At 70.6% G+C, this 22473-nt stretch carries 23 protein-coding genes and 4 pseudogenes; 9 read left to right on the forward strand and 18 right to left on the reverse strand.

Translation table 11 applies throughout. The annotated features are described in order from the left end of the window. Positions 1-12: 12 nt before the first annotated feature. The 10 genes and pseudogenes from ACGFZP_RS37755 to ACGFZP_RS37800 all read right to left on the reverse strand — a co-directional run bounded on the left by ACGFZP_RS37755 (position 13) and on the right by ACGFZP_RS37800 (position 9969). Positions 13-582: a cyclase family protein gene (locus ACGFZP_RS37755; RefSeq protein WP_392941494.1), complete on the reverse strand. Its 570-nt coding sequence runs from the start codon at positions 580-582 to the stop codon at positions 13-15. A 168-nt stretch (positions 583-750) separates the two neighbouring features. Beyond that, positions 751-2574 (reverse strand): glycoside hydrolase family 15 protein, encoded by a 1824-nt coding sequence (locus tag ACGFZP_RS37760; RefSeq protein WP_392941496.1) that lies wholly within the window; start codon positions 2572-2574, stop codon positions 751-753. Positions 2575-2947: 373 nt separating this feature from the next. Next, positions 2948-3406, reverse strand: coding sequence for a DUF4279 domain-containing protein (locus ACGFZP_RS37765; protein ID WP_392941498.1), 459 nt, complete (start codon positions 3404-3406; stop codon positions 2948-2950). A 37-nt stretch (positions 3407-3443) separates the two neighbouring features. Then, positions 3444-3686: pseudogene (locus ACGFZP_RS37770) on the reverse strand (ATP-binding protein); the annotation flags it as partial. A gap of 114 nt (positions 3687-3800) precedes the next feature. Continuing rightward, entirely contained in the window at positions 3801-5324 is a 1524-nt protein-coding gene (ltrA, locus tag ACGFZP_RS37775) for a group II intron reverse transcriptase/maturase (RefSeq protein WP_392941500.1), read from the reverse strand. Between the two features lie 606 nt (positions 5325-5930). Continuing rightward, a pseudogene (locus ACGFZP_RS37780) lies at positions 5931-6473 on the reverse strand (ATP-binding protein); the annotation flags it as partial. A 5-nt stretch (positions 6474-6478) separates the two neighbouring features. Next, positions 6479-6805 carry a hypothetical protein gene (locus tag ACGFZP_RS37785; protein ID WP_392941502.1) on the reverse strand — a complete coding sequence of 109 codons (327 nt, stop codon included), beginning with the start codon at positions 6803-6805 and terminating at the stop codon, positions 6479-6481. 1014 nt (positions 6806-7819) lie between these two features. After that, entirely contained in the window at positions 7820-8386 is a 567-nt protein-coding gene (locus ACGFZP_RS37790; protein WP_392941503.1) for a hypothetical protein, read from the reverse strand. A gap of 1010 nt (positions 8387-9396) precedes the next feature. After that, entirely contained in the window at positions 9397-9675 is a 279-nt protein-coding gene (locus tag ACGFZP_RS37795; protein ID WP_392941504.1) for a hypothetical protein, read from the reverse strand. Positions 9676-9819: 144 nt separating this feature from the next. Continuing rightward, positions 9820-9969, reverse strand: coding sequence for a hypothetical protein (locus ACGFZP_RS37800; RefSeq protein ID WP_392941507.1), 150 nt, complete (start codon positions 9967-9969; stop codon positions 9820-9822). Here ACGFZP_RS37800 and ACGFZP_RS37805 point away from each other — a divergent pair. From ACGFZP_RS37805 to ACGFZP_RS37815, 3 genes are all read left to right on the forward strand, one after another. Beyond that, on the forward strand, positions 9956-10102 hold the full coding sequence (locus ACGFZP_RS37805; protein ID WP_392941509.1) for a hypothetical protein: 147 nt from the start codon (positions 9956-9958) through the stop codon (positions 10100-10102). The two genes, ACGFZP_RS37800 and ACGFZP_RS37805, sit on opposite strands and share 14 nt — an antisense overlap. A 423-nt stretch (positions 10103-10525) precedes the next feature. Continuing rightward, positions 10526-11338: a DUF6042 family protein gene (locus tag ACGFZP_RS37810; RefSeq protein WP_392941512.1), complete on the forward strand. Its 813-nt coding sequence runs from the start codon at positions 10526-10528 to the stop codon at positions 11336-11338. 676 nt (positions 11339-12014) lie between these two features. Next, positions 12015-12161 (forward strand): hypothetical protein, encoded by a 147-nt coding sequence (locus ACGFZP_RS37815; protein WP_392941515.1) that lies wholly within the window; start codon positions 12015-12017, stop codon positions 12159-12161. A gap of 499 nt (positions 12162-12660) precedes the next feature. Here ACGFZP_RS37815 and ACGFZP_RS37820 read toward each other — a convergent pair whose 3' ends face one another. The 6 genes and pseudogenes from ACGFZP_RS37820 to ACGFZP_RS37845 form a co-directional block, all read right to left on the reverse strand. Beyond that, the gene (locus tag ACGFZP_RS37820; RefSeq protein ID WP_392941517.1) at positions 12661-12846 is read right to left on the reverse strand and encodes an e9imm peptide; all 186 of its coding nucleotides are present in this window, start codon (positions 12844-12846) and stop codon (positions 12661-12663) included. A 90-nt stretch (positions 12847-12936) separates the two neighbouring features. Then, positions 12937-13674 (reverse strand): MucR family transcriptional regulator, encoded by a 738-nt coding sequence (locus tag ACGFZP_RS37825; RefSeq protein ID WP_392941520.1) that lies wholly within the window; start codon positions 13672-13674, stop codon positions 12937-12939. A 3-nt stretch (positions 13675-13677) separates the two neighbouring features. After that, positions 13678-14103 (reverse strand): hypothetical protein, encoded by a 426-nt coding sequence (locus ACGFZP_RS37830; protein WP_392941522.1) that lies wholly within the window; start codon positions 14101-14103, stop codon positions 13678-13680. A 185-nt stretch (positions 14104-14288) separates the two neighbouring features. After that, positions 14289-14414, reverse strand: coding sequence for a hypothetical protein (locus ACGFZP_RS37835; RefSeq protein WP_392941525.1), 126 nt, complete (start codon positions 14412-14414; stop codon positions 14289-14291). After that, on the reverse strand, positions 14411-15133 hold the full coding sequence (locus ACGFZP_RS37840) for a sugar phosphate nucleotidyltransferase (protein WP_392941527.1): 723 nt from the start codon (positions 15131-15133) through the stop codon (positions 14411-14413). Before ACGFZP_RS37840 ends, ACGFZP_RS37835 begins: the two co-directional genes overlap by 4 nt. A 424-nt stretch (positions 15134-15557) precedes the next feature. Beyond that, positions 15558-15911: pseudogene (locus ACGFZP_RS37845) on the reverse strand (PIG-L deacetylase family protein); the annotation flags it as partial. Positions 15912-16229: 318 nt separating this feature from the next. Here ACGFZP_RS37845 and ACGFZP_RS37850 point away from each other — a divergent pair. The 6 genes and pseudogenes from ACGFZP_RS37850 to ACGFZP_RS37875 all read left to right on the forward strand — a co-directional run bounded on the left by ACGFZP_RS37850 (position 16230) and on the right by ACGFZP_RS37875 (position 21310). After that, complete coding sequence (locus ACGFZP_RS37850) at positions 16230-16970, forward strand: NUDIX domain-containing protein (protein ID WP_392941530.1); 741 nt, start codon at positions 16230-16232, stop codon at positions 16968-16970. Between the two features lie 777 nt (positions 16971-17747). Next, positions 17748-18065, forward strand: a complete 318-nt coding sequence (locus ACGFZP_RS37855; RefSeq protein WP_392941532.1) for a fumarylacetoacetate hydrolase family protein — start codon at positions 17748-17750, stop codon at positions 18063-18065. Positions 18066-18156: 91 nt separating this feature from the next. Continuing rightward, the gene (locus ACGFZP_RS37860; RefSeq protein ID WP_392941535.1) at positions 18157-19065 is read left to right on the forward strand and encodes an acetaldehyde dehydrogenase (acetylating); all 909 of its coding nucleotides are present in this window, start codon (positions 18157-18159) and stop codon (positions 19063-19065) included. Next, positions 19053-19916 (forward strand): annotated as a pseudogene (locus ACGFZP_RS37865) (4-hydroxy-2-oxovalerate aldolase); the annotation flags it as partial. The gene ACGFZP_RS37860 and the pseudogene ACGFZP_RS37865, both read left to right, overlap by 13 nt. Positions 19917-20120: 204 nt before the next feature. Further along, a complete protein-coding gene (locus ACGFZP_RS37870) occupies positions 20121-20540 on the forward strand; it encodes a sigma-70 family RNA polymerase sigma factor (protein ID WP_392941596.1) in 420 nt (139 codons plus the stop codon). A 2-nt stretch (positions 20541-20542) separates the two neighbouring features. Next, entirely contained in the window at positions 20543-21310 is a 768-nt protein-coding gene (locus ACGFZP_RS37875) for a hypothetical protein (protein WP_392941538.1), read from the forward strand. A 59-nt stretch (positions 21311-21369) separates the two neighbouring features. On the opposite strand, the gene ACGFZP_RS37880 is transcribed toward ACGFZP_RS37875, so the two are convergent. Together ACGFZP_RS37880 and ACGFZP_RS37885 are read right to left on the reverse strand one after the other, a co-directional pair. Then, positions 21370-21747, reverse strand: coding sequence for a hypothetical protein (locus ACGFZP_RS37880; RefSeq protein WP_392941541.1), 378 nt, complete (start codon positions 21745-21747; stop codon positions 21370-21372). A gap of 98 nt (positions 21748-21845) precedes the next feature. Further along, on the reverse strand, positions 21846-22373 hold the full coding sequence (locus ACGFZP_RS37885; protein ID WP_392941544.1) for a hypothetical protein: 528 nt from the start codon (positions 22371-22373) through the stop codon (positions 21846-21848). Between the last annotated feature and the right edge of the window lie 100 nt (positions 22374-22473).

Consider the following 22473-nt stretch of genomic DNA (forward strand, 5'->3'; position numbering starts at 1 on the left):
CCCGCGTCGGTGTCAGCCGGTCTCGGGGTCGCCGGTCCAGGGCCGCAGTCCCCAACGGAAGGTGTACAGGTCACCGGGGCCTTGTTCGACCGGCTCGGCCCGGGCCCGGGCGGCGTCCCACGGCCCGGTCTCGATCCGCCGGCGGCGGTGGCCGAGCCGGACGAAGAGCAGATCGCCCGCGCCGACCCGGACGCCCTGCGCGGCCTCGGCGGCCCGCAGGTCGGCGGCGGTGGCATGGTCACCGGGTGCCAGCCAGTGCGTCCCGCGCAGCCGTGGGACGTCGAGGAGGACACCCCGCCCGACGATTCCGTCGCGGACCAGTTCGACCGACAGGGCGGTGGCTCCCTCGGCGGTCACGGTCGTGGCCGGGACTCCGCTGTACAGGGCGCCGTCGTAGACGACATGGCACAGCGCGTCGAGGTGGCTGTCCGCGTCGCCGTGCACGTTCATCGAGAAGGCGTCGGTAGCGAAGTGGAGTCCGGTGCCGTCGGCGTCGGCCTCGGGCGGGTTGGTGAGCCGGTGTCGGGCGGGGTGCGGGTCGTCGGGGGCGGGCTCGGTCTGCACGGGGGAGGCCAGGGACACCGTCAGCCCCGCGCGGACCTCGGCCGTGGCTGCACGACCGTGGCCGGCGTGATCGTCGCCAGCGCACCCCGCCCGCCGCCCGGTTCCGGTCCCCCGACGGCCGGGGACCGCAGGCGGGCGTAGAGGCGGTCGAACGCGGCCCGGCTCTGCGGGCGCGCGGGCCCGGGCTCAGTCTCGCTGCCGCTGCCGGTCAATTGCCTCGTCCAGGGTGGAGGCCGCCATGATGAGCGACAGGTGCGTGAACGCCTGCGGGAAGTTGCCGAGTTGCTCGCCGCTCGGGCCGATCTCCTCGGCGAACAGCCCCACGTGGTTGGCGTAGGTGTGCATCTTCTCGAAGGTGTAGCGCGCCGGGCGGACGCGGCCGGCCCGCGCCAGGGCGTCGACGTAGAGGTAGGTGCACAGGCTGAAGGTGCCCTCGGAGCCGCGCAGGCCGTCGGGTGAGGCGGCCGGGTCGTAACGGTAGACCAGGCTGTCCGAGACGAGTTTGCGCTCCACCGCGTCCAGGGTGTTGAGCCACCCGGGGCCCTTCGCGGTGAGGAAGCCCAGGCGCGGGATCAGCAGCAGGGAGGCGTCCAGGACGTCGCCGCCGTAGTGCTGGACCAGGGCCTGCTCGGCGTGGCTCCAGCCCTTGTCCATCACCTGTTCGAGGATGGCGTCGCGGGCCTGGCGCCAGCGCGGGATGTCGGCTGGCCGGCTCAGCTCGGTCGCCATCCGCATCCCGCGGTCGAACGCCACCCAGCACATCACCCGGCTGAACGTGAAGTCGTTGCGCCCGCCGCGGGTCTCCCAGACGCCCTCGTCCGGACGGTCCCAGTTGTCGGCCAGCCAGTCCAGGGTCTTGGCGAGCCCCTTCCAGCCGTGGTAGCCCAGCTCCACGCCGACGTCCAGGCTCTCGGCCATCGCGTAGAGCGCCTCGCCGTAGATGTCGAGCTGCAGTTGGTCGGCCGCGGCATTGCCCGCGCGCACCGGACGCGAGCCGCGGTAGCCCTCCCAGTGCTCCAGGATCTCCTCGGTGAGATGCGGGTCCCCGTCGACCCGGTACATGATCTGCAGCCGCTCGCCTGGCAGGTCGGCCCGGTCGCGCATCCGGTCGCCCAGCCACTTCGTGAACGAGGTCGCCTCCTCAACGAAGCCGAGGTCGAGCAGCGCCCGCACCGAGAGCGAGCCGTCGCGGATCCACGAATACCGGTAGTCCCAGTTGCGCTCGCCCCCGACCTGCTCGGGCAGGCCCATGGTGGCGGCGGCGACCGGCGCCCCGGTGGGATGGTAGGTGAGGAGCTTGAGCGTAATGGCCGAGCGGTTCACCATCTCCGCCCAGCGGCCCCGGTAACGGGAAGTGTGCAGCCACTTCTGCCAGAAGTCCACCTCCGCCCACAGCTGCTCCGTGACACCCTCCACGGTGAGCGGGGGCGGCGCGGCGCCGTCGGCGGCGGACGTGGTGAACACCGCGGCGGCCGACTCCCCGACGTTGAGGGTGACTGCGCCGCTGACGTCGTCCCCGTCCCGCTCCAGCGGGAAGCTCGCCTGCAGGTGTCCGGTGATCCCTGGGGCGCGGAAGACCGCGTCCCGGGAGCTCAGTTCGAGCTCGTGGCCGGCCCGGCCGTAGTCGAACCGCGGCCTGCACTCCAAAGTGAACCGCACGGTGCCGCGCACGGCCCGGACGACCCGCCTCAGGGCGTGGCGGTCGGTCGGGGTGCGGCTGGTGTTCGCCGGCATCCAGTCGATGACCTCGCCCACCCCGTCCGGCGACATGAACCTGGTCACCAGCACCCCGGTGTCCGGGTAGTAGAGCTGCTTGCACGACATGTCCGTGTGCTCCGGCGCGAGCCGGAAGTGCCCGCCGCGGTCGTGGTCGAGGAGCGAGGCGAAAATGCTGGGCGAGTCGAACCTCGGCGAGCAGAACCAGTTCACCACGCCCTGCGAGGACACCAGCGCAGCGGTCTGCAGGTCTCCCACCAGGCCGTGATCGGCGATCGGGGGATAGCGGTCCATGAGCGTCCAATCGCCAGGGTGACTACACAGCATCCACTATCCGTTGCACTGCGCGACGCAAAACATCGACGCGCCGGTGGCGTCGATCCCCGTCCCGCCCGAGGTGATCTCCGGCAGCCCTGCCGAGCCCGCGTGGGGGAAAGTCCGCGCCGAGGATGCCGAAGCCCTGCGGGATCACGAGAGCACCGAACACCCCAGGGGCGAAGTCGTCGGTCCCGATCACCGACGGGATCCGCACCTGGCGTTAGCGGTTTGGTATGGCCCCACTCTTCCGGTCTGAACTGGCTCCGGCTTGGTGCCGCAGGCTCTTTGTTCCGGCCCGGACTGGCCCCGGCTTCCGGTCCGTCGTGGCCCCACTTTGAAGCGGGCGGTGTCAGTCGTCGCCGGGCGTCATGTCGTATTCGTCGAAATCAAGTTCTGCGCCGGTTGCGGTGAGGAAGTCCACCACCGCGCGGTGCAGGCGCCAGCCGTAGAGGTTCGTGTCGTCCGGCGAGCCGCCCGGCTGCTCGTCACGCCGGTTGTAGTAGCGCATGACCTGCAGAATCACGCCCGCGGAGCCCTCCTCGGTTGCAAGACGGCTCGTCAGATTTGTGAGCGCTTCCATGTGAGGCCGGAGCCTGCCGATTACCAGGTCGAGCTGCTCATCGACCCGCAGGCCCGGCTCGCAGCAGAAGATCTTCCAGCAGTGACAGGACGGGATGATGTGAGGTGAAGTGGTCAAACTTCCCCGCACCGTGACCTCGTCCGGTTCCACGCCAATCAGCTGGGTGATCTCGTCGGCGGTGGTGCCCACGGTGGAGATCGCAAAGTAGACGTACTGAGTCAACGACACCCGCGGAGACTACCGACGCAATCGCACGGCCGCCTGACTATTTCCTCGCCTGCTGCCTGGCCTTAGTCTGCGCGAGGCGGTAGGACTCGGTGCCGGTCTCGATGATGGTGCCGTTGAAGGTGAGGCGGTCGACGATGGCCGCGCAGAGGCGGGGGTCGGTGAAGGTCTTGGTCCAGCCTCCGAACGATTCGTTCGAGGCGATCGCGACACTGTTCTTCTCCTCCCTCTCGGTCAGAACCTGGAACAGCATCTCGGCGCCGCGGCGGTCCAGGTTGAGGTGTTGGGTCGGGGACGGGACGCCGTGCACCCTCTCGGGTGTCGGTTTTCCCATCCCCGCCCGCCGAACCGGACGTGCCCGTTGGCCGAGCATCCGCTCTCCACGTGATCCGATGGATCAGGCGAGGTATTCGCTGACCTGGCCGACGAAGGCCACATCGTCGTGGCTGGTCCGGCGGAAGCGAGCCCCGTCCGGATTGACCTCGTCGATGTTGTAGGGCGTGCTGATCTGCGCCCCGCGAAAGCGGTAACGCTCAACACGCATCTTCGCCGGGTTGTAGAGGACGAGACCGCCCTCCGCGATGCGGTCCGCTCCGAAGAAGCGGCGCCGCAGCTGTTTCCAGGTCGTCCGGGGGTGCTTGTAGCGAATCCACCGAAGCATCCGCCACCACGCGTACCAGCCGAGGTAGGCGAACGTCCTCTTCGAGACGCCATAGCGGAAGTAGGCAGCCCAGCCCCGAAGGACCGGGTTGACCGTCCGCAGCACCTCCTCCAACGAGAGCGAGGTCGTACTCCGCCCCGTCAGTTTCTTGATCTTGTGCATCACCGACGCCAAGGCCTGCTTGGACGGGATGGTGAGCACGACGCGCCGGCCGTCGCCCCAGGGTCTCCGCTGGATGTGGAAGCCGAGGAAGACGAAGCCGTCGTCGATGTGGGTGATGTGGGTCTTCTCGTCGGAGAGGGTCATCTTCAGCCTGCTGGCCAGCAGCTCACCGATCTCCGCCTTGATCGCTTCGGCCTCCGACTTCGTGCCGTGCACGAGCACGATGAAGTCGTCGGCGTAACGAACCAGACGGAAGTTCGGCCGCCCCATCCGGCGTCGATACTGCCGACGCCAGGGCGGGGTCATCTCCGCGTCCCAGATCCGGGAGAAGTGCCGGTCCAGGACGGAGAGATAGATGTTGGCCAACAGCGGGGAGGCGACTCCTCCTTGCGGAGTGCCCGTGAGGGTCTCCGCGAGTCCACCGTGCAACTCGACAACCCCGGCCCGCAGGAACGCGCTGACCAGCCGCAAGACCTTGCGGTCCTTGATGCGTTCGGCCACCAGGCCCATCAGGACGTGATGGTCGACGTTGTCGAAGCAAGCCTTGATGTCGCCCTCGATGACCCAGTCGTAGGTCGACGGCTTGCGGGTGAAGTGGTGAATCTCGGCGATGGCATCCTGAGCCCGACGACCAGGCCGATACCCGTACGAGGACGGGTAGAAATCGGCCTCGAAGATCGGCTCCAGGACCAGCTTGAGGGCCATCTGCGCAACGCGGTCGCGCAGGGTCGGGATGCCCAGATAACGGACCTTGCCGTTCTTCTTGGGGATCACCGCCTGCTTGACCGGAAGTGCGGTGAACGACCCGTCCCTGAGCGAGGACCGCAGGTCCTCCAGAAACGGGATCACTCCCTGACGTTCCTCGACGTAGTAGCGGGTGACCGCGTCCACGCCCGCTGTCCTGGCACCCCGGTTGCCAGACACCCGCTCCCAGGCCATCAACAGCGTGGCCTGGTCGCAGATCAAGTTGAATACGTCATCGAACCGGCGAGCCGGTTCGTTCCGTGCCCATCGGTGCAGCTTGAGCTGATGATCGAGTACCCGTCGCTCGGCCGCGAAAATGCTCGGCCAAGGTGTCGACGGCGCGTCGTTGTTCAACAACGTTCCTCCCCGACAGCAGTCCTGCTGCCATCACGCTGTCGCCCTTCCCCATGTGACCGGCTTTCCCGGCCTCCGAGTACTACGGCGACTCCGCCACGATCTGGCGCCATCAGCGGGCGTCGCGCCTGCCCGCCGCCCGGCTGGAGGCCGGACGGGAAGGGCGATGCCAGATCGCTTCCCACGTTCACTGAGGATCTCTGTGACGGCTTCGGTGCCCAGCTATACCCCGGCAGCATCGCCACGGACCGCACATCGCAGTCTTGGTCCGGGCCTCCCAACGCCCATGGGCTCCAGGCGAGAGGAGAGGAGAGTCCATCGGCTACGGCTCTCTCCAGCACTGCAAAGCGGCCCATCCACCAGGTTCGGCAGGCCGCTGACGACTCACGGGACGTCAACCACTGGTTCAGTTTCCTTACACCCATTCCGTCTTCGCTTGCGGGCACGAACCGTCTGGTGGTGTCGGTCCGCCCCTACGTTGTCGAGGCTGCTTCCGGCCTCACCCCCAACCCGGGGGTCAGCCTGCCTCCAGCTTCAACCGGTCCCTGCGAGAACCAGCGGCGGGCCTTTCATCCCGCAAGATCCCTCAGCGCCTCGTGGCGCACAGCCGAACTCGTCCAGGCAGAGCAGGTCGACGCGGCCGTAGCGGGCGATGGTCTTGTTCAGCTGCTTCTCGTCGGCGGCCTCGACCAGCTCGTTCACCAGCTTGGTGGCGAGCGTGTAGCGGACGCGGTAGCCCTGCATGGCGGCCTCGGTGCCCAGGGCGATGAGCATGTGGGACTTGCCGGTGCCGGAGTCGCCGATCAGGTAGAGCGGCTGGCTCTTCTTGATCCACTCGCAGCTGGCGAGGGTGTTGATCACGGCGGGGTCGATGTTGGGGTTGACGTCGAAGTCGAAGGTCCGCAGGGACTTGTCGCGGGGGAACCCGGCGGCCTTGATCCGCCGCTCCGAGCGGCGGCGGGCGCGGTCGTCGCACTCGGCCATCAGCAGCTCGGCGAGGAAACCGCGGTAGGTCATCTGCTCCTTGACCGCCCGGTCGGCGATGTCGGCGAACTCGCCTCGGATCGACGGCAGCCGCAGCAGCCTGCAGGCGGTGTCGATGGCCGTGGTGGCGGCCTGCTCGGTCAGGTTCCGCTGGCGGGGCAGCATGGCGGTCATGGCGCTTCTCCCTCTCGCAGGTCACCGCCGCCGACGACGCGGCGGTGTCGGAGCAACTGGTCGTAGTGGGTTACCGAGGGCAGCGGCCTGGTGTCCGGCGGAAGGTGGTTGAGCTTCCACTCGTGCAGGAACGTCACCGTCCCCGCTCCCGGCCCGGCAACCGGCCGCGGCGTGGGGACAGCGACGGCGGGCTCGTCGTCGGTCTGGGCGGCCTTGCGGGCCTCCAGCGCGACCGCGTCCGCGGTCAGGGCCCCGGCTCGCAGGGCGGTGGCCAGGCCGGCGACGATGTGGTCGTGCGCTAGGTGCCGTCCAAGCAGCAGCACCTCGATCAGCGCCCGGGTGCCCTCGGCGTCGCCGTGGGCCCGGACCGCCGCGGTCCACCAGGCGTCGTGGACCGGGGTGAACTTGCCGGCGGAGCGGGCCTGGTCGAGCGCGGTCGCGCCGGGGAAGGCGCCCGGCTTGCGGACCAGGGCCTCCAGGTAGTGGTCCAGCTCCAGCCGGCAGCCGCCCTTGGCGATCAGCCGCTCGTGCCGGGGTGATACGGGTCTCGGCCGGGCGGGTGGCGAGGGTGCGGTAGGCGGTGAGGCAGGCGGCGGCTGCGGCGGTGAGGACGGAGTCGGTGGTGTCCAGGGTGGCGCGGGCCAGACGGGTGCGCAGGGTGTCGGTCATTGAGTTGTCCTCCGAGGTGCGCGGCGTCACTACTCGGTGCGGTGGTGGCGGATCTCGTCGAAGCCTTCGCCTTCGAGCAGGTGGCGGGCGCGTCTCGGGCCATGCGGTGCTGGTAGCGCAGGACGTCCTCCGGGACCCGCTGGTGGTCGGGCCTGTGTGGGTTCCGTGCGAGGCAGAGGGCGAGTTCTCGGGTGGTCGCCGATCCTGAGGCGGACTCCAAGTCGGGTCCTCGCAGCTCAGTGGCTATGACCAAGCAAGGTAGGCAGTGCAACAGGTGTGGCGCAAGGGATATGAGCTGGCTTCACTCGTCCGTGGTCGTCGGCTGAGTCGGCGAGATCGAGCCAGGCGAGGGCGGCCGCAGCCGGGTGGAGACGGACTGACACACCGGCGGCACGGCCCACGGCCAACATCCCCGTGCCCAGCCGGACGGGCACCGCTCCACCCCGTCTTGGCGTGGCCGTGCCGCCGACCGGTGGCACCCGCCGACCGCCATCCCCGCTCCGCAGCGACGCTCTCCCCACTGCTCGCCACCCGCACACGCGCCGCCCGCTGCGACGTTCTGAGGTTCGGCAGACCTGTCCGACCGGCTCCAGATACGGCGAGGTCGCGGCGGCACACCGCGGTGATGGGGAGACCTGGTAGGCCCGGGTCGTCCTAGACGAGAACGTTCACAGGATGGGATCTCTGTGGGTGGCGTCCACCATGGATCCGTCCGCGCTTCCGGCCGGAATGAGGTTCGGAATGTTCTGCAGGAGGCTGGCGCTGTGTTCGTTCCCGGGATCGGGTTCGACCTTGACGGTCGCCTGGTAGGCAATTCTGGAGATTTTGGTGCGCAAGGCTCCGATGCGGACTTCCATGATGAGACACAGAGGCGGGCCACTGATACCCGTCATGCCTGGTTGTGTCCGAAGGTGCAACTCCGAGGAATCGATGAACGCCGTTACGTTGTCGTCCCCCGTCACTCTGAATCCTGCGAGCGTAGCCGTCACCGTCGATGCCGTCAGGACACTGCTGAAGTCCTGGACCTTTCCGGTGGTCGGCGGACTCACGGAGCCCGAAGCGCCGTAGGGGACGAAGGCGACCACGACATTGTCACCAAGCGGTCCGCCGCCCCCATCAAGGGCCAACGTGCCGGTGTGGACGATCTGCAGCGCGCCCGTTCCATCCGCTGTTCGGTAGGGGATGAACAGGTGCTGCGGTTTCACCACGTCCTTCGTCGAAATGAGTATCGCCATGACCGCTCCATGAAGGTTCTACAAACGGGCACCGGCGGGCAGGGCAAGTTCAGGTGAGCGGCTGCCCAGCGCGGGTCGATAGCGGCCTTCCCCCCCCGGGCCGCGAATTCCATGCGCCAGGGGGTGGCCGTCGGGCGAAGTTCGGCCCGGAGCCGACGTGATAGCAGGTCGGGCCACTGGAAGGTCCGGTATTTCCAGTCTGACCGCACTATGCATGCTCGGCGAGCCGGAGAAGACGGTCGAGACCGACACGGGCAAGTTCCGCAGGGCCCTCACTGTCCTCAACGATGCTGACTGCGTCCTACCCCGTGACCACCTCGTACGACAGCAAGGCCGCCGAAGGCACGATGTCAGGGGTCCTCGGGTAGTCCATGGATCAGAGGGAGCCGACGTCCGGCCGAGGGCCGGGGATCACGAGGGCACAGAAGCCCTCCACTGGCAGGCCGCCGACGCAAGGGAGCTCATCTCCCTCCAACCGGCCGCCGAAACGGCGTCCGGGCCGTCCAGCGTCACCCGGCTGCTCCCCGTCGAGCGGCCCCGTTCCCGGAGCCATTCTCCACAGAGGTGATGCAGGCGACCGAGGAGCCGGCCGCCCGTCGCAGCCTCGGCCCCAGCGGCCTGCCCACCACCGCGCCCCACCCGACCGGACGGGGTGCTGGGTCATACGGCGCCTTCCGGGTCGGGTGTCGAGACAGGGGGTCAGGCCACGTGCACGGTGACGGCGGCGGCCAGGCGCTCGCTGGCGCGGGCCGCCTCGGTGCGGGCCAGGTCGAGGACGTCGTGGTCGGCTGCGCCGCGCATGGCATGGTGGCGCGGGCGGCGTCGCCCGCGGGCTGGGCGAGGGCGGGGCGAGGATGGAGAGGGTGACCAGCGGCGCGGTGATGTCGCCCGGGTCGGCGGCCGGAGCCGCTGTCAGCGCGGCGGTGCGGTGGCGGCGCCTGGGCGGGGCGGGGACTGGGGGACGAGTTCGGCGGCCAGGCGCCGGCCGAGGTCCTCGGGCGGCACGGTGCTCACCTCACCGCCGCCCTCGTCGTGGGGGAGACGGGGGCGAGCAGAAGGCGGTGCAGGAGGGAGGCGTCGTCGCGGGTGTGGGTTGCGGGGCGCCCGCAGGACCAGCAGCCAGCCTCGGGGCCAGCCCACGCCACCGAGCAGCTGCCGCAGGCGTAGCGGGAGCGGCGCGGGCGGGGGGCGAGACGGCCGATGGAGCGGAGCGCGGCGGCGGCCTGGTGGCGCTGCTCGGGGGAGAGGGAGCGAGCGGGGGCGGTACGGGGCAGGAGTGCGGTTGCCATACTGGGGTGTCCTTCTGGTCTCGGATCGAGAGGGGCCCGGGTTGGCCGGTTTGCTGTGAGAGGCGTTGGCCGGCACCGGGGAAGGCCGCGGCCCGCCTGATGCGTCAGGCGGGCTGCGGTGCTGCGCGGGGAGGGGACAGACGGTCAGCTCGGGTAGTCGTCCGCGCATCCGTACGGCGGGGCGCTGGCCCAGGGGTCGTCGTCCAGCGGCGGGAGGTCCGGCGTCGGCAGCCGGCCGCTGAGGCAGCGGTGCCGGTACCCGCCCTCGAAGGTGAACCCGGTGCCCGGCGGCACCGACCCGGAGGTCGACGACTACACCACCCGTACCGATCCGGCCGCCGACTCCGGAGACCGCGTCAGCGTCGTCTACCGCTACCACGAGGCCATGGCCTCGGTGTTCGTCACCTGGATCATCGCCGGGCCCTGACCTGGCCAGCAGCACCGCCCGAGAATCTAGCTGGCCCTCACGCTCGAATAGCGAGGGGCCGGCCTTCAACGTACGCACCCCTTCCAGCCAGAACACGCGATCACCTCCCCTGCAGTCCCCGCGCCCGCCATCCTGGAGGCCGCTCTGGGAAGGGAGACGATGGACTTCGAGTTCGACTGCTGGAACTGCGAGGCGACGAACACCGTCTAGGGCGAGCCGCTGGGCTTCTTCAGCGTCCACAGCTACCGGCTGCCCTACGACTGGACCTGTTACTGGTGCGACGCGATCAACATCACCCCTGATGACTGACCACGCGGACGCCTTCGCCAGCGCGGGGTGCGGCTACTCGACGTGGGTTCGGGAGTCCACCGGCAGCGGCGTAGCCTACGGTCCGACGGCACACCGACGATCTTGGGGGAGCCCATGGCCGAGACGGCCTCGCTGCTGGACTGGACCGACGACGAGATGCGCGGGGAGCACCTGCGCCGTACCGCCCGAGGAGGCTGGTCCCGGATCCGCCCCCTGGCGACGATGATGCTGCTCATCGGCGCCGGCATGGAGGGCGCACCCCTCACCCGCGAGGAGCTCGGCCCGTTCGTCGCCACGAAGGCCAACCCGAGCGGCCTGCTCACCCACTCCTGCTGGGACACCGGCGACGAGTACGACGAAGAAGAGGCCGCCGAGGCCGCCGAAGCCCTGCCCGGGCAGATCGCCGACGGCACCCGCTACGCCGCGCGGTATGGCCTGCCGCCGCTGGAGACCATCGACGACGTGATCACCCTGCTGGTGGCGGCCAAGGTGCTCCACGAGATCCCGGACGACGCCGGAGTGCCGCGCCTGCACCCGGCCAGCCCTTTGCCGTTCCCGAGCGAGGTCCTGCCGCTGAGTACCGAGGAGGAGCAGGTGCAGCGCGAGCTGCGGATGAGCCTGATCTACTCCGACGACTCCTTCGAGATCATCGCCCTGTTCGACCCGGAAGGGCGCCGCCTCGAGGAGGTCACCACCAGCCTGCAACGCCTGGCCAAGGCCATCGACGGCGACCCCCACGACGCCCGCCAGGCGGTCCTGCTACTGCTCGACCAGGGCGACTTCACCGCCACTGAGGACGTCGCCGCGATCCCGCCGCACAAGGTCTTCCGGCTGCGGTGCGACTGGGAGAAGTTCGAACAGAGCCGCATCTCCATTCACGGCGTCAACGACGACGGCCAGATCGTCGTGACGCTTCCGCAGGACTGAAAGTCTCCGCGATCGGCTGCGGCCGGTCAGCGCCGGTTCGAAGGGCTGGCTGTTGTCGGCAGCGGCAAGGATGATCTGCGACGGCGCTCCTATACCTCTTCGGCAGCCGCTGACCACAATCAGCGAGAAACGCAAGCTATTTCGCGCATGTCCGAATCAGTGAAAGTGGACGAAACCCACGCCGTAGCCGGATAACACCCCAGGTCACACAGACTGCTCCCCGCGCCCGCGGGGATGATCCCTGGATGGGCACGTGGTAGATGATCTTGAAGAACTGCTCCCCGCGCCCGCGGGGATGGCCCCAGCCTGAGGCGCTGGAGACGGTCCCCTTGGACTGCTCCCCGCGCCCGCGCCTGCGGGGTCATCCGGCTGTCGCCGAGGGCTGTACCCGCGGCGACGGGTCGGGACCTCCTTGCAGCGGAGGCGGGGGGCCAGCGCCGTTGCGCTTGGTACGGGCTTAGGACTCCCTGCGCTCGTTCCACCCCGGATCGATGCCTGTTCGGATCAGACAGGCCGCATCACCTGGGCCAGGCCCTGTGGAGTGCTCTTCACCTCCGGGGGCGGCCCGGGCCGGCTGTGGTAGGTCACACCGGAGATCGTGACCCCTGTCAGCTGGGACAGCGGCAGACGTTCGGTCCGACCGTCTGCCGGTCCACCGGCGAAGGTCACCAGGCCGGTGATCGAGTTCGTGCCCACCGAAGCCGGTGCCTCCACAGGCTTGTTGTCGGACGAGGCCGTCTGCGTCGGTTTTGGCTTTGCCGGTCTCGTGCTCCTGGGCTTCACGGCCCTCGGTATTGTCACCTTCATTCGCTGGTGGCTCTGACTCTTCACCGTCGGCAGCGTTGTCACCGGAGAGCTTTCACGGAACTCGTGCCGGAGTCATCTCGGGCTCCGGCACGTGTTCTGCGGCGGTTCACGCTGCGTGACCGAAGAGGTGAGGTGGTCAGAATCGACCTAATGAGTCGTCGCCTCACCCGAGAAGCCGACCGGCAGCCAGCCGGGCCGGCTGTTCCCATGCCCTCGATTCGCTCCGGCACGCCGTCACGCAACCGCCGCCAACAGCAACGGCCCGGGGCGACCTGCCACGGGCGAGGGAGGAAGCAGACCCGGCCTCCGACTCCGGCGACCGCATCAGCGTCGTGTACAGGTTCCACCCTGGCATGTCAGCGATCTCCGTGACCTGGGTGATCGCCTTCCGTGTCCAGTCTGCGCGTGTTGCGTGAGCACTCACTGCCATTGATCAGCAGTCAGCCCGGAGAATCGTCTTCCACGCGCTGGACCGTGGAGTCACAAAGCGAGCGGTCGGTAAGCCAGCGCTTGATCTACAACTTCCTCGGCTGAGAGCTCGGGCCCCTTGGCGAGAAGATCAGATTGCTGACGTAGCCGGTCGGACACATCAGGGACCTGTCGAGCTGATCCAGCCAGCCGTCCACCTCGTCGTCGCGGTCGTAGTCGGCGTTCGTGATCCGCTGCACGAGCGCGACGGCTTCCGCGAGGCTCATCGTCATAGCACTGCCTCCTCGTGGGATGGGTCAGCGTATCCACTCACGTGATTGACCAGACAAGGCCCTGGCGTCTCTCGGACCGCGTTGGCGGCCTCATGGCTGGAGCCGGTGGCGCCAGCGCTTCACGGTGCTGGCGCCACCGCCGATCCGGGTGGCGGCGGCACGGCTCGGCAGGTCGCGGGTGGCGCCGATCGCCTCGGCCATCGATGTGAAGCCGGCTGCTCGGGCGGTCGCTTCGAGGTTGTCCCGGCGGGCCTGCTGGGCGGTCTGGACGGTGCGTAGGGCGCCGTTCCGGCGCGCGGCGCGGATGGAGGGAAGGCCGTCTGTGCCTGCGCGGGCCCGGGCGGAGCGGCGTGCGAGTTCTTCCGCGGGGGGTGTGGAGGCCCGCATCGGCTCGATCAGGTTCGGGTTGGCGGCCATGGCTTCGGTGCGGGTCGCGGAGAGCGAGCGCCGGACGTCGGTTGCCATCAGTGCGGTGGTGGCGGGGAGTGCGTGTTCTGCACGGTAGTCGGCGGCTGACATCTCGTGGACGCGGGCGAGGTGCGGCGCGAGGGAACGGAAGCGGCGCCCGCAGACCAGGCAGGTCACCAGACCGTCCGGATCGGCGCCATCGGGCCGCCGCGAGCGCACCGCGGTGGAAGGCCGGGCGGCAGCGAGCACGGCGTCCAGGTCCCACAGCAGCGCGCGGTCGCGCCTGCGGCAGGCGACCGGCTCGGGCCAGCGTCCGCGCTGCTGCTGCATCACGGCCTTCAGACCGCCGGGGGCGTAGCCGAGGAGGGGTTCCGCCTCCCGCCGGGTGACCAGGCGGGAGGCTGCGTCGAGGGGGTTCACGGGTCAGCGGCGCCCGTCGCGGATCTGGTAGAGCCGCGAGCGGGACAGGTCCGCGGCCTTCTCCAGCTCGGCGACCTTCACCTTGGTGGTCTTCCGGTTGAGCATCGCGGAGCGGATCAGCGAGTTGAACTCCTCGTCGGCGTCGGCCTTCACCTTGTCCCGGTAGCGGCGCGCGTCCTCGACGGCTTGGAGGACGTCGGCGGCCGGCCCCGCGGGCGACTCCGCCTCGTCGCTGTTGAGCTGGTCGGCCAGGACGTCCCACTGGTCCGCGAGGGGTCGGCCGTGGTCGTCGGTGTCGATCTGGTCGGCGAGCGCGGCCAGGTCGTCCTTGGTCACCGGGGCGAGGTCCTCGCCCCGGTCGATGACCGCCGTAGGGGTGGGGGCGTCCCACAGCTCGCGGACCTTCTCCGGCGTGATGGTGCCTGCCATGACCGTCCCCTCTTTGCCAGCGCCACCAGATGTGTAGCGCGCTTCACATTCAGCATGCCCTTACCCGCCTTAAGTGTCAAGCGCGCTACACATTCTGGAGGTGGCCCAGGCCCAGCGCGCTGCCCTGCCGACGCTGGACACCGTCACCCGAAAGCGGCGACACCGATATCCCGCCGGGGCTGGCGCTACGGGCAGGGTTCGGCCGCGAGGGCACTGTTGGCGGCGTGCAGGCCCTCGGGACTTCCACAGTCGTAGAAGCCGCCCCGGATCGGGTGGACCAGCATGCCGTGGTCGCGGGCGAAGGCGGTCACGGCGTCGGTGGCCCGGAGTTCGCCGTCGACGGCGGGCTGGACGGCGGCGAAGTACGGCAGTGAGGCGGCGGGGAGCAGGGTCCGGCTGATGTTGATGTGCGCGGTGGCGCCGCGCTCGCGGTCGTCGGGGTTCCAGGCCCGCACCTGGTCCAGCAGCGGGTGCTCCCGGGTGCCGGTGCGGTGCTGGACGACCCCGTAGCGCAGCGGCCGGTCGGCCGGGCGGCGACTGCGACCGCGCCCGTGGTGCCGGCGCTGCGGCGGGCGGCGACGAGGTCCGCCAGGTCCGAGCCCTGGTCGAGGCGTAGCAAGAGGTCGTCGCCGGATACGAGGAGGAAGTCGTCGCCGGCGATCCACTCGGCGGCGCACATCGGTGGCAGGGCAGTGCCGTAGTGGCCGGTGTCGCGCGGTTGCTCGATGACGGTGATCTCGGCGGGGACCGGGCGGGCGATCGGTTCGTACTTGTGCTGCCAGCCGCGGGCGGCGAAGTAGCGTTCCATCTCCGGGTCAGGGGTGAGGAAGTGGCGGACCTGGCGGGTGCACTCGCCGGGGGCGGTGACTACGGCGATCCGGTCGGCGCCGGCGGCGATGCAGTCGGCGACGGTGTAGGACAGCCGGGGCCGGTTCCAGACCGGGAGCATGCACTTGGGGGTCGTCTTGCCGATAGGGAAGAAGCGGCTGCCGACGCCGGCGGCGGCGATGACGGCTGTGAGTCCGGGCATGATCCACCTCTCGTGGGGTCGAGCGGGTTTCGGGTGATCGTGCGCTGGTCGTCGGGACGGGGGCGGGTGTCAGCAGACCGGGTGGGCCGACGGGTCCAGCAGGAGCAGCGAGGGTGCGAGTTCCTCGAAGGAGCGCTCGCCGCCAGCCCGGGCGGGCAGGAGGGACCGGTTCGCTCCGGTGGCGCGCCAGCGGGTGTAGTCCTCGGTCAGGTAGTACCGGCCGGCCTGGGAGGCGTGGGTCTGCAGGGCCTTGACCTTGTCGTCGATGTAGGGGGTGATGTCGACGAGGACGGTGGTGGTGAAGTCGTGGGGGGGCGTGCGGCTTGCCGTGCAGGATCGTGGTGCAGGTCGGTACCCGGGCAGCGGCGTTCAGCGCGGCGCGGGCGACGGCCTGGTGGTCCTGGTGGTCGTTGCCGCGGTGGAGCGCGTGGATGAGAAGCACGGTGCAGCGCAGCCGGGTGAGAGCTGTCTCGATGGCGGTGACGAGCGTGTGGTCGGCCTCCAGGGTGCCGTCCTCGAAGCCCAGGCACTCCACGGTGATGCCGGTGTCCTGGTAGCAGGCCGGGAGTTCCCGCAGCCGCTGGGTGGTGGTCAGCGTGATCCCGGCGGCGCGGTCGGCGACGGACACGCCGTTGGCTCCGTGGGTGGCGACGATGACGGTGACGCTCGCGCCCGCGTCGCTCCAGGCGCGCAGCGTGCCGTAGAACATCAGCACGTCGTCATCCGGGTGAGCGACAACGGCCACCACGCGGGCGTTGGCGGTCAGGGCGATCGACATGTCCACTTCCCCCCTTGGAGTCGCCTCAGGGCCCGAGGCAGCCGGGCGGCGTACGGGCCCGGTGGTCGGATGCCATCACAGCGCAGAGCGGGGCACCGGGGGGAGGGCCGAGGAGGGGGGCTGACAGGCGGCGCGGGGGCTCACGCGGCAAGCCTGGCCGGCTTCTGTGGGCGGAAGGCTCCCGGGGACGGATTGTGGTCGGTGGGGCCGGTAGTACGGAAGGCATCGGGTGGGGTGGAGCGGGGCGGCCGGCGGGGCAAGGTAGCAGAGCCGCGCCGGATGCGCTGACGGGGTCGGATGGTCTGCCACGATGGTCGGGTGACCGATGCCACTGTTGAGTTCTTCGACGCCCGGGCGCTGCGCCTAGAGCAGGTTGCCATTCCCTCGTTGTCGCCCGAGGAGCGAGCGGCCATGGACCAGTTCTGGGACGAGGCGGTGGCCCAGCAGCCTGCGCTGTTCGACGGCCCGGCGGTGGCCTGCGTCGGGGTCGAGGAGCAGGCCGACGGCTCCGCTCTGGTGCTGTCGTGGGCCCCGGCGACCTACCGCTACCGGGCGCTGCGCCGGGTCGAGGGCTGTTCCTGGCTGCCTGCGTCGATTTTCGTCACCGTGCTGCAGCCGGTGGAGGACGGTGGGCTGATCGTCGGCCGGAGCTCGGGCTTCACCGTGCATCCGGGACGGTGGGCCCTGCCCGGTGGGTCGGCGGAGCCGCCGGCCGAAGGACAGAGCCTCGACGTGGCGGCGCTGCGGCGGCACGCCGCGCAGGAGTTGCTGGAGGAGATCGGCGTTGTCGCCGATCCCGAGGACATGCGTGCGTGGGGCGTCACCCGCGGCGAGTACGGCAACCTCGGTGTCCACTTCCTGGCCCCGCCGGTCTCGGCCGCTCTGGGACTCAAGCACCACGAGGTCCTGGCCGAGGAGGAGCGCGCCCGTGGCGTGGAGCCCGAGCTGGACCGGCTCGCGGTCGTCCGCAGTGTGCAGGACGTGACCGGCCTCGGCCACTGCGCGGACTTCCTGCCGCTGGTCGTCTCCCGCTACGTCGACGGGCGCACCCTGACCTGAGCGCGCCTTCCCCGGGGCGGCCGGGCCCGGCCCGCCCCGGGCGCGTGGGCCCCGTCGTCGATCCGTCGGCCCCCTCGTGAGCCCTGCCGCTCTCGGTGCCCGCCGGGCTGTGATGGCCACCGGTGCAGAACTGCTGCACCAGGACCTCACACCTGGGGGACGCCATGTCCGCACGCTCCCAAGGCCCCTCCGCCTCGCCGCCCGGCACCCCGGACCGGCCGAGCGGCGGCGAGTCCGCCGGCCTTGCGCCGCTGCTGGCGAAGGTGGCCCGTCCCGGCGCCGCCCCCGGCGGGCGCGCCGTCCTCGCCGGCTGGGGCGGCGCCGCGCCGGCCTGGACCGAACGGGAAGCCGCTGCCCTGTGGCAGGCCGAACGCGCCGCCGAGCCGATTGAGACGCTGGCCCTGTGCCACCCGGGCCTGGACCTGGCGGACGCCTACCGGATCCAGAGCGCCGGCCTGGCGCACCGGATCGCGGCCGGGGCCCGGCCGATCGGCCACAAGGTCGGTCTCACCTCCGAGGCGATGCGCCGGCAGATGGGCATCGACGAACCGGACTCCGGCGTCCGCCTCGACTACATGGCCGTTCCCCACGGGGGCGACCTCGCAATGGCCGACCTGATCTCCCCGTGGGTGGAGAGCGAGTTCGCGTTCCGCCTCGGTGAGGACCTGGCCGGCGAGGCGGTCGACGTCGCCGCCACGCGCAGCGCGGTGTCCGAGGCGATGGTCGCCCTGGAGGACACCCGCTACCGGGGCTGGCAGCTCACGCTGGCGGACAGCGTTGCGGACAACACGGCGTGCGCGGATCGTCACCGGCCCCGCCGTCGCGTTCCAGCCCGGCCTCGATCTGCCCGGGCGGCGGCTGACCCTGCGGATCGACGGCGCCCTGGCCGCGTCGGGGGAGGGCCGCGAGGTGTTCGGCGATCCGCTCGCGGCCGTGGCCTGGCTGGCCCGGCGTCTGGCCGCGTTCGGCACCGGTCTGAAGGCCGGTGACATCGTGCTGGCCGGTTCCGTGCACGCCGCCCTCCCGCTGCGCCCCGGAACGCTCGTCGAGGCCGACTGCGACGTCCTGCCCCCGGTGGCTGTCCGCACCCGCTGAGCACCCCGCCCCACCTCGCGCGCTGCCCGGCGGCACCCGCCCGGGCGGCGGCCGACCTTCACAGACCGCCCCTGGACGGAAGGACCTCGCCATGAACGGACCGAAGCAGCGGCCCAGAGCCGCCGTGCTCGGAACCGGCAAGATCGGAATGGACCTGGCCGAGCGCATCGGCAACTGCGGCCGGCTGGAGTGCGCGCTGATGGTCGGCCGCGACCGGACCTCGGTGGGGCTGCGCCGCGCGGCGCAGCTCGGCCTCACCACGATGGCCGGCGGGAGCGCCGCATTCGTCGGCGCCGGGGAGCGCTTCGATGTCGTCTTCGACGCCTCCAACGCCGCCGCGCACGCCGCCCACTGGCAGGCCCTGGCGGCCACCGGCACGGTGCTGGTCGACCTGACCCCCAGCGGCACCGGTACCCGGGTGGTGCCCTGCGTCAACGGGGAGGCGGCTGTGCAGTCGTCCCGGCACTTCAACATGATCAGCTGCGGCGGGCAGAGCGCGATCCCCGTCCTGCACGCCATCGCCGCCACGTGCACCCCGTCCTACGTGGAGGTCGTGGCCACCGGAGCCACCGCCAGTACCGGGCGCGGCACCCGCCTGAACACCGACGAGTACATCGCCACCACGCAGGCCGCCGTCCGGGAGCTGGCCGGCGTACCGGAGGCTGAGGTCAAGGCGCTGCTGAACCTCAGCCCGGCCCGCCCCGAGCCGCCGTTCCGTGTCCTGGCCACCGTCCTGGCCGACGACGCCCGGCCCGAGCGCGTCCGGGCCGCCGTGCACGCTGCCGCTGCCCGCGTCCGGGCCTACGCCCCCGGCTACACCGTCACCTCCTGCACCGTCGCGGGCGGCCGGATCGACGTCGCGCTGGAGGTCACCGCCCGCAGCAGCCACATCCCCGCCTATGCGGGCAACCTCGACATCATCAACGCGGCCGCCGTGTGGACGGCCGAGCAGGCCGTCGCCGCCCTCGCCCGGGAAGGAGCCCTGCCGTGGGGCAGCTGACCGTCGGTCGTGTGACCCTGCACGACCCGACTCTGCGCGACGGCCACCACGCGGTGCGCCACCAGCTCGACGCCGACCAGCTGTGCGCCTACGCCACCGCCGCCAACGCCGCGGGCGTGCCCGTCGTCGAGGTCGGGCACGGCAACGGCCTGGGCGCCTCCTCTCTCCAGCTCGGCCGCGCCCGCCTCGCCGACGAGGCGATGATCACCGCCGTCCGCGAGTGCCTGACCACCAGTCGGCTGGGAGTCTTCCTCGCGCCGGGCTGGGGCACCGGCATGGACCTGCGGGCGGCGGTGCGCCACGGCGCGGACGTGGTGCGCATTGCCGCGCACTGCTCCCAGGCCGACGTCGCCGATCGCCACCTCGGCGAGAGTCGGGCCGCCGGCGTCGAGGCGCAGGCCGTTCTGCTGCTGAGTCACATGCTCGGCCCGGCTGAACTCGCCGACCAGTGTGCCCAGTTGGTCGACTTCGGCGCGCAGGCGGTCGGCATCATGGACTCCGCCGGCCACTACCTGCCCGACGACGTCCTCCAGCGCGTCACAGCGATTCGCGCCGCCGTCGGCGACGTGCCGGTCATCTTCCACGGCCACAACAACCTCGGCCTGGCGATGGCCAACTCGCTCGCCGCCGTCAGCGCGGGCGCCACCGTCATCGACGGCTGCGCCCGCGGTTTTGGCGCCGGGGCAGGCAACACCCAGCTGGAAGTCCTCGCAGCCGTCCTGCAGCGCACCGGGCACGTCACCGGCGTCGACCTGCGCCAGCTGCTGGCCGCCGCCGACATCGCCGAGGCGCAGCTGATGGACGCACCCCCGACGATCGACTCCGTCAGCCTGATCTCCGGCCTGGCCGGGCACGCAGGTCGGACCGGGCGGCCGGCAGGACCGGCCACTGGGGAGGAATCGGACGTGACCGAGCACGAGACGGCGGCGGCCCGCTCGCGGGCCGCGCTGCACCTGGCGTTCACCGCGTTCTGCGACCCGCACGGCAGCGCCTGGTTCGGGCTGGCCCGCGCCCGGCTCCACGACGACGTGCTCGCCCTGCGGGCCGTCCAGCGGATGAAGGACCGGCTCTGGCGGCAGTGGCCCGTCGCCCTGCGCGAGGAGCACCCCGCCTCCTACGCCTGGACGCTGATCAAGAGCGCCGTGGCGGACGCCGTCGCCGAGGTGATCGCCGAGACCGGCCGCCCGCCCGGCAGCCCGCCGACCGACCGAGCCGAGGCCATCCGCTACTTCGCCGACCAGGCCCGCATCAGCCTCGAAACCCTCGGCGACCACGAACACCTCTACCAGGCGGTGCTGCGCCTGGCCGAACGTCAGTACGACGTCGTGGTCCTGCACTACCTCCTTGGGCTGAAGGACGCGCTGATCGCCGAGCACCTGGGCATCTCGGAGACGAACGTGACGTCGACGGCCCATCAGGCGCTGCGCAAGCTCAACCGCCTGATGGCCGGGACCGACCGCAACAACGAGGAGTGAGTATGGGACGCGACCGCCTGGTACCGGGCAAACGGGGCGGGAACCGGGCCGGCCGGGACCGGCGGTCCCCGGCGGACCTGCCGCCCCCGCCCGACCAGGAGCGCGCGTCCCGCCGCGCCTGGCGGCGGCTGTTCGCCGCGCCGCCGCCACTGGGCGCCGAACACCTGCAGGCCGCCCACGAACTCGACCTCGCCGTCACTCTCGTGCTCGCCCAGCCCGCGGCGGCACCCTCGCTGCGCCAGCTCGCCAACAGCCGCCGCATCCACCCCGAGGGCGCCTTGATCCTCGGCGCCCTGCTCCAGGTGACCGGACGCCGGGAGGCCGCCCAGTTCTGGTGGGAGTTTGCGGCGGGCGCAGGCAGCTACACCGCCGCCAGCTGCCTCAACCTGCTGCACCGCAGCCGGGGCGAGATCCAGGACGCCGACTGGTGGCGGGATCAGGCCGAGTCCCTCGCCGCGAACCCCAGGCCCGCGACCGCCAGCGCCGTCCTGGGAGTCAGCCTCCTGCCCGCCCACGTGCGCGACGACATCATCGCCCGCTGCCACGAAGGCCTCGACGTACGCCTACCGCCCCGCATCGCCGCTGTCATCCACCAACTCCCCGTCGCCGCCGACGACGAGGACCACGGCGAAATCCCCCAGCCCGACCCCGCCCTGCTCTACAGCCTCGCCGCCGCCGGCGCCGCCCACCCGGCACCCAGCACCAGGCCCGACGCCCCACCGATCCTCTGGTACGCCCTGCACCGCCACCCCTCGGCCGACCTCCTGTAGCCCCGACCGATCAACGGTGACCGACGACCTTGAGGACTCTTGGGCGGCGGTCGGCGTTTCTACGGTTGGTCGACCAGCGGGTGGTCTTCGTTCGGTAGCGGCGATGCGGGGGTGCTGGTGGACGGCGGTGTCCAGTTCCAGCCGAACTTGTCCACGGTGCTGAGGATCCACTGTTGCCCGCGTTCGTCGGCGACGGCCCAGGCGTAGGCGAAGCTGCGCTCGGACCGCGCTCGGCTCCACCATGGCTTGCGGGGTTTGGGTAGGAACGGGATGTTGTCGCAGAGGTTGGCGAGCCAACGGATGCAGGCGACGTAGTCATCGTCGGGCCAATCCTTGATCGGCTTCCGTCTGCCGGACATGGCGCGGATTTCCAGCAACGCATACCAGCGGAGCTGCGCGCCGACTTCCCAGTCCTCCAGCGTGCGGTTGCGTTGCATTGCCGCTTCCCTTCCCTTCATTGGGCCGTGTCCGCGCAGTGACGCTACTGTTTTGATTCGTTCACCAGCCGGCCCGTCGGGAGCCTTCACCGCGGCCTTCAGGCGGTAGGCGTTGGAGCAGGTGAGGCCACGGCGGTTGGCGGTGCCTGGCAGGGCAGGGCGACGATGACGGCCACGCCCTGGCCGGGTTCATTCCTGCCTGCCAGGACGGTGTAGGAGTCAGAGGCATGGAGAGCCTGGAACTCCCAGGTGGACTGATCGGCCGAGGCCGACTCGTTCGAGGTAGTCTTGAAGCCCTCGTCCGCGAGCTTCTGTCGCAGTGCTCGAAGGGCCTCGGGACGCTGGTCGTCCGTGGCTTTCAGGCGGATCGCCGAGTTGAGCAGGTATGCCTCGCCCTCATCAGCGATACCCGTTCCCGGTCCCGAGCACTTGTGGAAGGCAATGAGCTTGCTCCACGGATCCCGTTCGAGGCCTGTCAGCTCGACCACATGCTCCCGGACCTGGTCCGCCCGGGTCAGCGCCTCCTCCCGCGACTCGAAACGTACTGGCTTGGCCGGCGCTTCCGATCCGCCGACCAAGGGGTCCATGAGCCAGCACGAGCCGAGCGCGAGGGCGCCCGACACCATCAGTACAGCCGAACGGGCCGCCCGCGCGGCTACCCCGGACGGCACAGGCATCGCTCTCTTGAACAAGTGCGGTACTTCCCCCGTGAACAGGTGTGCGGTG

The organism is Kitasatospora sp. NPDC048239 (assembly GCF_043202015.1).
Lineage (GTDB): Bacteria > Actinomycetota > Actinomycetes > Streptomycetales > Streptomycetaceae > Kitasatospora.

What these genes read in the sequence shown, in the direction of transcription:
- ACGFZP_RS37875 (WP_392941538.1), top strand. Translation starts at nt 20,543, where the DNA reads ATGGGACGCGACCGCCTGGTACCGGGCAAACGGGGCGGGAACCGGGCC.
- ACGFZP_RS37870 (WP_392941596.1), top strand. Translation starts at nt 20,121, where the DNA reads ATGAAGGACCGGCTCTGGCGGCAGTGGCCCGTCGCCCTGCGCGAGGAG.
- ACGFZP_RS37820 (WP_392941517.1), bottom strand. Translation starts at nt 12,846, where the DNA reads ATGACGATGAGCCTCGCGGAAGCCGTCGCGCTCGTGCAGCGGATCACG.
- ACGFZP_RS37810 (WP_392941512.1), top strand. Translation starts at nt 10,526, where the DNA reads ATGGCCGAGACGGCCTCGCTGCTGGACTGGACCGACGACGAGATGCGC.
- ACGFZP_RS37795 (WP_392941504.1), bottom strand. Translation starts at nt 9,675, where the DNA reads ATGGCAACCGCACTCCTGCCCCGTACCGCCCCCGCTCGCTCCCTCTCC.
- ACGFZP_RS37860 (WP_392941535.1), top strand. Translation starts at nt 18,157, where the DNA reads ATGAACGGACCGAAGCAGCGGCCCAGAGCCGCCGTGCTCGGAACCGGC.
- ACGFZP_RS37880 (WP_392941541.1), bottom strand. Translation starts at nt 21,747, where the DNA reads ATGCAACGCAACCGCACGCTGGAGGACTGGGAAGTCGGCGCGCAGCTC.
- ACGFZP_RS37830 (WP_392941522.1), bottom strand. Translation starts at nt 14,103, where the DNA reads ATGGCAGGCACCATCACGCCGGAGAAGGTCCGCGAGCTGTGGGACGCC.
- ACGFZP_RS37760 (WP_392941496.1), bottom strand. Translation starts at nt 2,574, where the DNA reads ATGGACCGCTATCCCCCGATCGCCGATCACGGCCTGGTGGGAGACCTG.
- ACGFZP_RS37885 (WP_392941544.1), bottom strand. Translation starts at nt 22,373, where the DNA reads ATGGTGTCGGGCGCCCTCGCGCTCGGCTCGTGCTGGCTCATGGACCCC.
- ACGFZP_RS37790 (WP_392941503.1), bottom strand. Translation starts at nt 8,386, where the DNA reads ATGGCGATACTCATTTCGACGAAGGACGTGGTGAAACCGCAGCACCTG.
- ACGFZP_RS37840 (WP_392941527.1), bottom strand. Translation starts at nt 15,133, where the DNA reads ATGCCCGGACTCACAGCCGTCATCGCCGCCGCCGGCGTCGGCAGCCGC.